Origin of the sequence: Paenibacillus zanthoxyli JH29 (assembly GCF_000520715.1) — a bacterium.
GTDB lineage: Bacteria > Bacillota > Bacilli > Paenibacillales > Paenibacillaceae > Paenibacillus_AQ > Paenibacillus_AQ zanthoxyli.
Genome location: NZ_ASSD01000128.1, coordinates 1 through 11,794, shown reverse-complemented (window position 1 = coordinate 11,794; position 11,794 = coordinate 1). Strand labels below are relative to the sequence as shown.

General features: G+C 50.6%; 12 protein-coding genes and 1 pseudogene. 6 read left to right on the top strand and 7 right to left on the bottom strand.

Annotated elements, in window-relative coordinates; translation table 11 throughout:
* A pseudogene (locus L691_RS0105190) lies at positions 1-598 on the top strand (cystathionine beta-lyase); the annotation flags it as partial.
* Between the two features lie 81 nt (positions 599-679).
* Here the strand turns inward: L691_RS0105190 and L691_RS0105185 are convergent.
* The 5 genes from L691_RS0105185 to L691_RS0105165 form a co-directional block, all read right to left on the bottom strand.
* The gene (locus L691_RS0105185) at positions 680-1,732 is read right to left on the bottom strand and encodes a M42 family metallopeptidase (protein ID WP_036735405.1); all 1,053 of its coding nucleotides are present in this window, start codon (positions 1,730-1,732) and stop codon (positions 680-682) included.
* Positions 1,733-1,776: 44 nt separating this feature from the next.
* On the bottom strand, positions 1,777-2,109 hold the full coding sequence (locus tag L691_RS0105180; protein ID WP_025689193.1) for a LapA family protein: 333 nt from the start codon (positions 2,107-2,109) through the stop codon (positions 1,777-1,779).
* 133 nt (positions 2,110-2,242) lie between these two features.
* Positions 2,243-4,033 (bottom strand): oligoendopeptidase F, encoded by a 1,791-nt coding sequence (gene pepF / locus L691_RS0105175; protein ID WP_025689192.1) that lies wholly within the window; start codon positions 4,031-4,033, stop codon positions 2,243-2,245.
* A gap of 238 nt (positions 4,034-4,271) precedes the next feature.
* A complete protein-coding gene (locus tag L691_RS32505; RefSeq protein ID WP_036735403.1) occupies positions 4,272-4,442 on the bottom strand; it encodes a hypothetical protein in 171 nt (56 codons plus the stop codon).
* Between the two features lie 3 nt (positions 4,443-4,445).
* The gene (locus L691_RS0105165; protein WP_025689191.1) at positions 4,446-4,679 is read right to left on the bottom strand and encodes a hypothetical protein; all 234 of its coding nucleotides are present in this window, start codon (positions 4,677-4,679) and stop codon (positions 4,446-4,448) included.
* Between the two features lie 168 nt (positions 4,680-4,847).
* On the opposite strand from L691_RS0105165, the gene L691_RS0105160 reads away from it, so the two are divergent.
* Positions 4,848-5,045 (top strand): cold shock domain-containing protein, encoded by a 198-nt coding sequence (locus L691_RS0105160; protein WP_025334410.1) that lies wholly within the window; start codon positions 4,848-4,850, stop codon positions 5,043-5,045.
* A gap of 223 nt (positions 5,046-5,268) precedes the next feature.
* Here L691_RS0105160 and L691_RS0105155 read toward each other — a convergent pair whose 3' ends face one another.
* The gene (locus L691_RS0105155; RefSeq protein WP_025689189.1) at positions 5,269-5,916 is read right to left on the bottom strand and encodes a nitroreductase family protein; all 648 of its coding nucleotides are present in this window, start codon (positions 5,914-5,916) and stop codon (positions 5,269-5,271) included.
* Between the two features lie 311 nt (positions 5,917-6,227).
* Here L691_RS0105155 and L691_RS0105150 point away from each other — a divergent pair, with 311 nt between their 5' ends.
* From L691_RS0105150 to L691_RS0105135, 4 genes are all read left to right on the top strand, one after another.
* Positions 6,228-7,310 carry a tetraprenyl-beta-curcumene synthase family protein gene (locus L691_RS0105150; RefSeq protein ID WP_025689188.1) on the top strand — a complete coding sequence of 361 codons (1,083 nt, stop codon included), beginning with the start codon at positions 6,228-6,230 and terminating at the stop codon, positions 7,308-7,310.
* A 24-nt stretch (positions 7,311-7,334) separates the two neighbouring features.
* Entirely contained in the window at positions 7,335-8,306 is a 972-nt protein-coding gene (gene pfkA / locus L691_RS0105145; RefSeq protein WP_025689186.1) for a 6-phosphofructokinase, read from the top strand.
* 244 nt (positions 8,307-8,550) lie between these two features.
* Positions 8,551-11,040 (top strand): CoA-disulfide reductase, encoded by a 2,490-nt coding sequence (locus L691_RS0105140; RefSeq protein WP_025689184.1) that lies wholly within the window; start codon positions 8,551-8,553, stop codon positions 11,038-11,040.
* 26 nt (positions 11,041-11,066) lie between these two features.
* Complete coding sequence (locus tag L691_RS0105135) at positions 11,067-11,327, top strand: metal-sensitive transcriptional regulator (protein ID WP_025689182.1); 261 nt, start codon at positions 11,067-11,069, stop codon at positions 11,325-11,327.
* A gap of 97 nt (positions 11,328-11,424) precedes the next feature.
* Here the strand turns inward: L691_RS0105135 and L691_RS27875 are convergent.
* Positions 11,425-11,794 (bottom strand): MATE family efflux transporter (locus tag L691_RS27875; RefSeq protein WP_036735400.1); only part of this gene is annotated, 370 nt, incomplete at its 5' end.

Sequence of the window (11,794 nt, the reverse complement as noted above, 5' to 3'; positions counted from 1 at the left end):
TGCCGTGGTTTCTGACGAAATCCACTGTGATTTGGCGCTTCCCGGACACAAGCATATTCCGTTCGCCTCGCTGTCCAAGGAACTGTCGGACATTACACTGATGGCGCTGGCTCCGACCAAAACCTTCAATCTGCCGGGCATTCACTCCTCTTTTATCGTGGCTTCGAACCCGGAAATGAAACGCAAATTCGAGACGCGGATCAAGACACTTAGTCTGCATATGGCCAGCTTTTTCGCTCAGGATGCGGTAGAAGCCGCCTATACCGAAGGGGCTGAGTGGCTTGACGAACTGATCTCCTACATCAGCGGCAACATCGAGTACGCGTCCTCTTATCTGGCTGAGCATTTGCCGCAAGTCAAGGTAATGAAGCCTGAGGCTACCTACCTGCTGTGGGTGGACTGCCGGGCGCTGGGCTTAAACGGAGCGGGGCTGAAAAAGCTGATGTATCAAGAGGCAGGCGTTGCCTTTAATGAAGGCTCGGTGTACGGAAGTGAAGGGGAAGGATTTCTGCGGATCAACGTGGCTTGCCCACGATCAATTTTGCAGGCAGCCTTGGAGCGGTTCAGTGCAGCTGCGGCGAAGGTTGTTGTGAAGTAAATAGAGCGTAAAAAGCTGGCCCCGGGAAACCGGGAGGCCAGCTTTTTTACGATACAATGATAGGACGTGGAAGCGTGTCTGTCAGTTCGCTCCAACATAAGCGGCCAGCAGCTTGGCCGTATTGAATACGGCCTGCTTATGCGTGCGCTCCATGGAGTGAGAAGCGTGAACGCCCGGGCCGATCAGCGCGGCCCGGATATTGGCGCCGCCATGAAGCGCCGCAGAGGCGTCAGAGCCGTAATGCGGATAAATATCAACCGCATGGGGGATACCCAGGCCCTGGGCAAGCTCGATGAGCCGTCCGGTCATCGTATAATCGTAAGGGCCGGTGGAATCTTTGGCGCAGATGGAGACATCGGTCTCCTTGCAGCTTAAATCATCGCCTAGGACGCCCATATCGACGGCGATCAATTCGCTGATGCCGCCGGGAATCCAGGAGGCGCCGTGTCCGACCTCTTCATAATTGGAGATCAGCAGCGACAGATTATGCAGAGGTTTCCAGCCTTCACGCTTGATGCTTTCCAGCAGGCCGAGCAGGGCGGCGACGCTCGCTTTGTCGTCCAGATGGCGCGACTTGATAAAGCCGCTTGGCGTAATAACGGGACGGGCGTCAAACGAAATAAAATCGCCGACAGAGATGCCCAGCTTCAGCACATCGTCCTTGCTTGAGACGACTTCGTCGATGCGGACCTCCATATTTTCTTCGATCCGTTTAATATCACGGGCATCGGCAGGGTAGGCATGGGCGGAAGGTCGGGTCGACAAAATCGTTCCGGTATAAGTCTTTCCGCTGCGTGTATGAATGACACAGTATTCATTCTCGATGCTGTACATCGTGAAGCCCCCGACGGAGGTCAGGCGCAGGGTGCCGTCCGGGCGGATGGAGCGGACCATCGCTCCGAGCGTATCGACATGGGCGCTCAGTCCGATGGTGCGGGAGGGATCAAGGCCATCGACACTTAGAATTAACCCGCCTTTTTCGTTCCAGGACAGGCTTGCTCCAAGAGCGGCGCCTTCTTCTGCAACAAGCTTCATGACGGCATGGGTGAAGCCGCTAGGGCTGGGTGTATCGAGCAGTTTCTTGAGGATAGTCAGAATGTATTTTTCATTGGGCTGTATCGAAAGGATTGGCATCGAAATCCTCCTGTCTTTTTAACTAGTGAACAATCAACCGTACATTAATTAAATGTTGTCGTTCCGCCGGGTATGGTGCTCTCTGGCATCGTACTCACCGCGTTTGCCGTTTCCAGTTCCGCGATTTTTTCATTGGCTTTCACGAGCTCGGCAGTAAGGGATTTGATCTTTCTTTGCTGCTTGTACTGACGGAATATTCCGTACGAGCCCACGATGACTCCACCGATCAGCGCGCAGCTAAGAATGACCAGGATCAGCGGGAGCGACACGATGCTGAAACCGAAGTTCACTTGAACCGGATCGACGTTAATAACGGCAAATAAGGCGATAAGCAGCGCAAAAATCAGGCCAAAAATTAAAGACCATTGCATTTTCATAACAAACTTCCTCCTTGGGAAAATTCCGAATCGGCAGTTAGACGGCCGCTTTACATTATAAAGTCCCTTACCCGAAAAGGGCAAGGGACGACGATATGAACTTGCAAACCTAGATCGCCAAAGGGTTCACACTTTACTTCGTCAACTGCTCCATTTGCTCAATCACATTTTCAAAGACGCTCATCGCTTCGCGGATCGGCTGAGGCGAGGACATATCGACGCCCGCTTTTTTCAAAATATTGATGGAGTAGTCGCTGCCGCCGCTCTTCAGGAACCCGAGATACCGGTCAACCGCCGGTTTGCCTTCCTCCAGAATCTGTTTGGAGAAGCTGGTGGCCGCTGAGAAGCCTGTCGCATATTTGTAGACGTAGAAGCTGTTATAGAAATGCGGAATCCGTGCCCATTCCATCTCGATATCCTTGTCCACGACCATGTCTTTGCCGTAATATTTGCGGTTCAGATCATAGTAAATGGACGACAGGTCCTGCGGTGTGAGCGATTCGCCTTTCTCGGCGCGCTCGTGCACGATTTTCTCGAATTCGGCAAACATCGTCTGACGGAACACCGTGGTGCGGAACTGGTCCGCATAATAGGTGAGGAGATACATCTTTTCCTTCTTGTCCGTCGATTTTTCCAGCAAATAATGCATCAGCAGCGCTTCGTTCGTTGTCGAGGCTACCTCGGCCAGAAAAATAGTATATTGCGCGTCGCGATATTTCAGCGCATTATCCGAATAGTACGAGTGGAGGGCATGGCCCATTTCATGCGCCAGCGTGAACATGCTGTTCAGATTGTCGTTATGGTTCAGCAGCACGTACGGGTGAGTGCCGTAGGCTCCCCAGCTGTACGCTCCGGTGCGCTTGTTCTCGTTCTCGTAAATGTCGATCCAGCCGTTGTCATATCCTTCCTGGAGCGTCTTTAGATAATCCTCGCCTAGCGGCTTTAGGCCTTCCTTCGTGATTTTTTTGGCTTCCTCAAAAGGAATATCCAGCTTGTATTCGTCCACCAGAGGCGCGAACAAATCATACATATGGAGCTCATCCACGCCCAGCAGCTTTTGGCGCAGCTTCATGTAACGGTGCATCAGCGGCAGGCTCTCATGAATCGTGTCGATGAGGTTCGTGTAGACTTCCTTGGAAATGTTATCGCCGAACAGCGACATCTCCAGGACGGAAGGATATTTCCGCACGCGCGAATAAAAGACGTTCTTGTTCACATTGGCGCTCAGGGTTGCGGCGATCGTGTTCTTTTGCTTGGCATAGGTATCGTACATCGCCGTAAAGGCGTTCTTGCGGACTTCCCGGTTCGGGCTTTCAAGGAATTTAATGTAGCTTCCGTGGGTCAGGTCAACTTCTTTCCCGGACTCGTCCTTGATTTTCGGGAATTTAAGATCGGCGTTGTTCAGCATGCCGAAAATATTTTGCGGTGCCTGGGACAGTGTGCCAACCTGCGCGAGCAGCGCCTCTTCCTGTTTCGAGAGAACATGGGCTTTTTGACGCTTCATTTCCGTCAGCGTAAATGTATAATCCGAAAGCGCCGGATCGGCAATGAACTCGTCAAGTTTCTCCACGGGCAGCGCAAGAATCTCCGGTGTTACATAGGAGAGGGCTTCGCCCGCATCCACACTGAGCTTCTTTGCTTTCTGCGAAAGCGCCTGATAGACCGGACTCGCGGTGTCTTCATCCTGGCGCATATGGGCGTATACATATAAACGCTCGGTCTTGAGCGACAGTTCGTCGTCCAGCTCGAAGCACTCTTTCAGTGCGGAAGCGGTGCTTAGCTTGCCTTGGAATTTGGAGGCTTCCTTAATCAGGTTCTTGGCTTCGTCATAAGTTTTGTCCCATACCTGCTGTGAAGCAAACATATCTTCAAGCTTCCAACGGTTCTCAGCGGGCACTTCGCTTCTCTTCAATAATTGTTCCATGGGAATCCTCCTTAATAAATGGGATGAGATTTGCGCGGGCTGCGGTGTAGCCGCGGCGGAGGAGAAGCTCCCCTGCAGCAGACCGAGCGCAAGCAGCGCAGAAAGGGATCTAGCTGCGAAAGACATGACGGCGGCCTCCTTGAATGTAAAGGTGCCCCTAGTATTCCCCGGCAATCTGTGGTTATGAATCTATTTATGGATCTATTCCTGCGCCATATGTCATTGCCCTCGCTTAACATCAGATCAGCAAGTCATAAATGACAAAGACAAAAGCCAGCGCAATCATTACAACCGTGATTAACGCGATGACCCTTCTCAATCTGGGATCAAGGCGGTCCTTGCTCATAATCAGCACGGCGCCCAAGCATAGAACGGCGACAACATATATGGCCAGACTTTCATTGTTCATGTCTTACACCTGCTTAAACGCCGCCATGATGCGATTGTACTCTTCCTCGTTATCTTTATAGGATTCCTTATTAAACCGGTTATTAACCCATTGCATCAACGCAGGACGGCTGAGAAAAGTATGCGTTTCTTCGCCCCACTGGTCGGATATTTCCCTCAGTACAATATAGCGGCCCTGGACCTCTACAGTCATCATATTCCATTTATCCGTCTTGTAGATTTCGTGTTTTTTGATCATTGTTGTCCCACCCTGGCGATATTTGGCTTTTGATAAATGATAACGCACCGGAGAAGGGAAAAGCAAATTAATTCCCGGTCAATTAAAAGATGGATTGCTTTGCCTGGAAGATTGAAGTATAATGTAGATATTCGCCATATATGGCGGCATTTTTAGGAGGTTGTTCACTTGAAAGGTACAGTAAAATGGTTTAACGCAGAAAAAGGCTACGGTTTCATCCAAGTTGATGGCGGCGAAGACGTATTCGTTCATTTCTCCGCAATCCAAGGAGATGGCTTCAAAACTTTGGAAGAAGGTCAATCCGTTGAATTCGAAATCACTGAAGGCAACCGTGGACCGCAAGCAGCTAACGTAATCAAACTGTAAGACAAGGCGGAAGGGAACAGCCCTTCGCTCTGAATATACTTGATATGGTAAGCTTTTATTAAGGCGTAACCCAGGCAATGTATAAGTCAAGACACAGTTCTCTTTATGGGAGCTGTGTTTTTTATTTTGGCGCGGGGATTATTTCAACAGCATCTTTCCCAAAAAATCAGGGCTCTGCCGGTCTTTTGAAGGAGACAGCAGGCCCTTTTCTGTCATGTATAGATTACTTCACAATGGTCAGAATCTCATCGATCTCTTTGCGGGCAATCATTTTTGGCTGAGCGGCGGGATGTCCAAGCGCAACCGCCATATTGATCTGCCGGTCCCCAGCAATATTCAAATATTCCCGAAGATCTTGTTCGGCAAGCAGTACGGGGCCGGTCATCGGGCAGGTGCCAAGCCCTTTGGCATGTGCGGCGAGCATCAAATTCTGAATGGACAGGCTGCTGCTCTTGATTCCTTCTTCAGCCCAAATCTCTGGACTGCCGAACTCAAGCGGGTCGAAAATGCGCTCACGGAATTTAGAAGTGTATGGGGTCGCCAGGCAAATAACCATCGCAGGAGCGCTGCCGAAAGCGGTCGCGTAAGGGCCGAACGACTTCACCATCATCTTAGCTTCCCGCGCCAGTCCGCGTTGTTCCGCCGAAGCCGCGATTTCCTTCAGCCGTTCCCAAGTAAAGGCTTCAATCTCCTTGATTTTGTCACGGTTCATTACGGCGATAAAATCCCAGGTCTGCGAGTTGGTATCGCTGGGAGCATACCGGGCGCAGTCGATAATATCTCTTATGTCTTCCGGGAGCACATCTTCTTCGCTGAAATCCCGGATACTGCGGCGGGACTGTGCCAATTGCTTGAATTCATCAAAAATCATTGCAGAATGCCCCTTCCAATATTGTTACCAAGTACTAATATCTGCTGCTAAGTCTATTATAGCGCAAGTTCTTCCGGGTGAGAAGTATCTCGGCCGTATGGAGAAAGCCAAAAAGGGAAGGAATATTCCTAGAAAAAGCAGTTCAGGCCCATGAAGCTTCCATCTATGCTCTTTAAGTATTGACGTGAAGTGCCGCTATTTTGCACTGCAAATGGGGATTCCGGAGTGATATTGTTGTTTGTACAAACGTTTGGATCATATTATAATAATTATGATTTGGATAAGGAGACAACAATGTGGAGGCACCGTCATTGAGTGAATTTGAGCAAGGCCGTTCCCTGAGTCCGCGTGGCCCGGTTGGATTGATGAGCAGGGTCTACAAGTACGTGCTGCCTGAGGTGAGAAACTGCCTTAATCACTGGCGCAAAGATGCGGAAGGGATTCCCGATCCCGAGCTCCGGAAGCAAGCGCTCGCAAGTATTGAAACGAAACAGTTTCATTGTGAAGGCGGAGGTGTTTATGCCGCCGGAAATTTACCGATGAGGCACATTCTCATTCCGCTGATAGTCGCTTACCAGACGATAAGCGATTACTTGGACAACTTGTGCGACCGCAGCACTTCTATGGACCCTGAGGACTTCAGGTTGCTGCACCAATCGATGCTGGATGCAATTACACCAGGTGCTGAACCGGTTAATTATTATGCGCTCCGCAGTGAACAGAATGACGGCGGATATTTGCATCGGCTGGTCCGCACTTGTCAGGAAATGATCTCAAGGCTTCCCGGTTACACGGCGGCGGCTTCCGAGATCCATGATCTGGCTGCATTGTATACGGACCTTCAGGTATACAAGCATATCCGTCCGGAAATGAGAGAAGCTGCGCTTAAGGAATGGTGGGAGGAGAACAGAAGCAGGGCGCCGCAATTATATTGGAATGAATTTGCGGCGGCAACTGGATCGACATTAGGCGTCTTTATGCTTTTTCTGGCTTCCTGCGATTCAAGGCTGACCAAGCCGGACGTTTCATTAATCCGATCGGGGTATTTCCCGCATTTGTGCTGCCTGCATATTATGCTGGACTATCTGATTGACCAGGATGAAGACCGTGCCGGCGGCGATCTCAATTTCTGCAATTACTATGACAATACGGATATCATGCTGAATCGGATCGCTTCAATCGTGGAGTGGGCACGAAGAGATGTTCGGAACATACCTGAGACTCCCTTGCACCGCATGATCATCGAGGGGCTGCTGGCATTGTATTTATCTGATCCGAAAGTAAGCGAACAGCGGGAGGTTCGCTCAGTGTCGAGACGGCTGATGAAGAGAAGTCCGCTTACCAGACTATTCTTCTTTGTCAACAGCCGATGGATACGCAAGCATTTGTATTAGCATTCTAAGGAGGAAACCATTCGTATGGCAGATGTAAAGAAAATTGCAGTATTGACAAGCGGCGGGGATTCGCAAGGGATGAACGCCGCCGTGCGCGCCGTCGTGCGCAGCGCCATTTATTACGGTATTGATGTATTCGGTATTCAGCGGGGATATCATGGGCTATTGAACCGGGATATCTTCCCGATGACGATTCGCAGCGTCGGCGACATTATTCAGCGCGGGGGCACAATTCTTCAATCCGCCCGCTGTCTGGAATTCTTGCAGCCGGAAGGCCAGCAAAAAGGCGCCGATATCTTGCGTGAGTACGGCATCGACGGACTTGTCGTCATCGGAGGTGACGGATCTTACAACGGGGCGAACAAATTGAGCAAGCTCGGCATTAAGACGATGGGGCTTCCAGGAACGATTGACAATGATATTTCCTTTACCGATTACACCATCGGTTTCGATACTGCTGTCAGCATTGTTGTGGATGCCATTAACAAGCTGCGGGATACGATGTCTTCCCATGAACGTTCTTCCGTCGTTGAAGTTATGGGGCGGCACTGTGGCGACATCGCTTTGCATAGTGGACTGGCTTCCGGTGCGGAAACGATCCTTGTTCCCGAAATACCTTTCGATCTGGACGAAGTTGCAGACCGGATGAAGGACAACTTCGCCAGAGGCAAGCAGCATAGTATTATTATCGTAGCTGAAGGCGTAGGCAAAGGCGAAGACATCGCTCATGCGCTTAAGGACCGGCATGCTTCGATCGATGCGCGCGTAACGGTACTGGGACATATCCAGCGCGGCGGCAGCCCGACTCCGGCAGACCGTAACCTGGCGAGCCGCTTGGGTGATTTTGCCGTGCGCAAATTGATCGAGGGTGAATCAGGCAAAGCCTGCGGCATCATTAATGGCGAGCTTACACTTACCGATATCGATCTTGTCGTCAACACCAAGAAAGAATTCGATCTGGACACGTATAATCTGGCTTTGCGTCTGTCCCAGTAAGATTGCAGCTCATATATATCTGTACAAGCCCTGCGCAAATCAGCGTGGGGTTTTTTTATAAGATCAACTTTATAAGCTTCGCGCTTATCGTTCGGTCTTATATTTTACGAGAAACGGTACCGTCCCTAAGAGAACGGAGCAGCCGTTCCTACTTAGGAGCGTTTTATAAACCCAGTTGAGTATTGACTTAATACCCCCACCCGTATACTATATACCCCATAGGGTATTTAGAGGAGGGATTATCTTGAGCAGAACGATTATTATTGTTGGAGGAGTAGCAGGTGGAGCTTCGGCTGCCGCACGGCTGCGCAGATGGAACGAAAATGACAGAATTATCATGTTCGAGCGCGGGGAGCATGTTTCTTTTGCCAACTGTGGTCTGCCGTATTATATCGGAGGCGCTATTGATTCCCGGGATAAACTATTCGTTCAAACGGCGCAAGGCATCAGGGAACGGTTCAATATCGACGTTAGGCCGCTTACGGAAGTGACGGAAATTGACCGGAGTACAAAAACAATTACCTATCGCAGTACGGTAACCGGAGAATTAGGTTCCCTTGCATACGATATACTTGTGCTCTCTCCGGGAGCCAGGCCGATCGTGCCGGATATACGGGGAATCGGTGAAGCCGGAAATCTATTCACGCTGCGAAATATACACGATACGGATCGGATCAAATCCTTCATTGACGAGAACCGGCCCAGACATGCAACCGTTATCGGAGCGGGCTTTATCGGGCTGGAAATGGCTGAAAATTTACGGGAGAAAGGCCTGAGTGTTACTGTTGTTGACCGGGGAGATCAGCTGCTTCATCCACTTGATGCGGAAATGGCTGTACTGATTGAACGGCATATGGAGCTGAACAGTGTAGAAGTATTGCTGCAAACGGAAGTGGCATCAATTGAGCAAAAGGGCGGTCTGATCCGCCTTGATTCAGGCCGGCAGCTGGAAACCGATCTTATTATCCTTGCTATCGGTGTATCGCCGGAAAGCGAGCTTGCCCGAAATAGCGGTCTTGAACTGGGGATCAGGGGAGCGATTCGCGTCAATGAACGGCTTCAGACGAGCGATCCCGCGATTTATGCCATAGGTGACGCCATCGAAGTCAAGGATCGTATACAAGGATACGAGACGCTAGTTCCGCTTGCTTGGGGTGCAAATCGCCAGGGGAGACTGGTTGCCGATCATATCAATGGGAAGAATATTGAATATAAAGGTTCTCTGGGTACAGCCATTATCAGAGCCTTCAGCCTGACTGCGGGCATTACTGGCAACAACGAGAAGACGCTTAAAAGGCTTGGAGTACCGTATCAAGCCATTCATATACATCCCCAATCGCATGCAGGCTATTATCCGGGGGCTTCGCCAATTTCGTTGAAACTGTTGTTCGAGAAGGAAACCGGATCTATTTTTGGCGCTCAGGCTATCGGGGCGGATGGTGTAGACAAAAGAATTGACGTTATCGCAACTGCCATACGCGGAGGAATCAAGGTTCATGAGCTTGCCGATATTGAATTGGCCTATGCGCCGCCGTATTCCTCAGCCAAAGATCCCGTGAATATGGCGGGATACGTAGCCTCCAATATATCGGAAGGCTTGGTTGAGATCATGCAGTGGTACGAGGTGGATGATTTTGTGCAGCAGGGCGGTGCTTTGATTGATGTTAGAGAAGAAACCGAGCGGGTGGCCGGGTTTATCCCGGGCTCGATCCATATACCGCTCGCGGAGCTTCGCAGCCGTCTTGACGAACTTCCTTCAAATGAAGAGATCGCGGTTAGCTGCCAGGTGGGACTTCGAGGGTATATTGCGGCAAGGATGCTGGTTCAGCACGGATTTAAGGTCCGGAACGTAGATGGCGGCTACAAGACATACGCATCTATGGCAGCGGGTAATAATGGATTGACTTCCCTAAGCGACAATTTCATTCAGCCAGTTGGAAATGCTGTGCCTTCAGCAGTTATGGCCCAATCAGCAGGCGCGCCAACGGGAGTTGAACGGACAATACAGGTGGATACTTGCGGATTGCAATGTCCCGGCCCTATACTCAAAGTGTATGAAACGGTGCAAGGCCTTGCGGAAGGACAGCGAATGGAGATCACAGCGACTGATTTCGGATTCGCACCTGATATTAAGCAGTGGTGCCAGAGCATGGGCCATACGCTTGAGTCGGTCAAAATAGAAAGCGGTAAAGTCAAAGCTCGGGTCCGCAAAGGAGCAGAGAACCGGAACGTTGATCCCGGTCAAGATTCAGAGAATTCGGCCGGTAAGGAGACAACCATGGTGGTCTTCAGTGGAGATTTGGATAAGGCAATCGCATCGTTCATCATCGCAACCGGCGCGGCTGCAATGGGTAACAAGGTTACGATGTTCTTTACCTTTTGGGGGCTTAATTTATTACGCAAGCCGGAAGCGCCCCGGCCGAACAAGAGCGGGATGGATAAGATGTTCGGCCTGATGCTGCCCAAAGGAACGAAGAACCTGCCGCTGTCGAAGATGAACATGGGCGGGCTAGGGGCCAAAATGATACGGAGTGTCATGCGGCGGAAAAATGTTGACTCATTGGAAAAGCTGATTGAGAATGCAGCCAAATCGGGCGTCCGAATGATAGCTTGCACAATGAGCATGGATATTATGGGCATCCGGCGGGAGGAATTGATTGACGGAATCGATTTTGCGGGGGTTGCCAGTTACATCGGTGCTGCCGGAAGTTCGGGAACGAATCTTTTTATCTGATTTCGGATCAGAGGAGAGGAACGGATATGGAATACGATAACGCCATTAAAAACAGACTAAAACGGATAGAAGGTCAGGTGCGCGGCGTTCTCGCCATGCTGGAGGAGGGAAAGGATTGCCGGGATATCGTTACTCAACTAACTGCTATCCGTACTGCCGTTGACCGGACGGTTGGGACGGTGATCGGGTCGAATCTGGAGCACTGCATCCAGGAAGAACTGGATAAAGGCAATTCGCCGAATAAAGTAATTAAGGAAGCGGTAGAACTTCTTGTCAAAAGCCGTTAGCTCCAAATAAAGTTAAACTCATGGCCGCCCCACTTAGCAGATTGAACTGCCAAGGGAGCGGCCTTCTTATCATTATTCAAAAGCGCCGCTGATTCCCTTAGTTTTCCGTCTGCGTTCCGGTATATTGCGCCGCAAATCGGTGCTGGATCTTAAAGAGCCGGTTAAGCAGCAGCACCGCCCCGATAGCTAGACCCGTGATGAGCCCGATCCAGTAGCCGTACGCCCCTAAATCTGTATGTTCGGCAAGAACATAGCCGGTGGGGAGCCCGATAATCCAGTAGGCGACGAAGCAGATGATAAAGGCTGGGTTTACGTCTTTATATCCGCGCAGAACACCTTGGGTTGGCGTCGCAATGGCATCGGAGATCTGGAAGAAGATCGCATAGATTAGAAAATGCTTAATTAGCGCGATAACTTCCGGATCAGTTGAATATAAGCCAGCCACATGGCTGCCGGCAAAGAGCAGC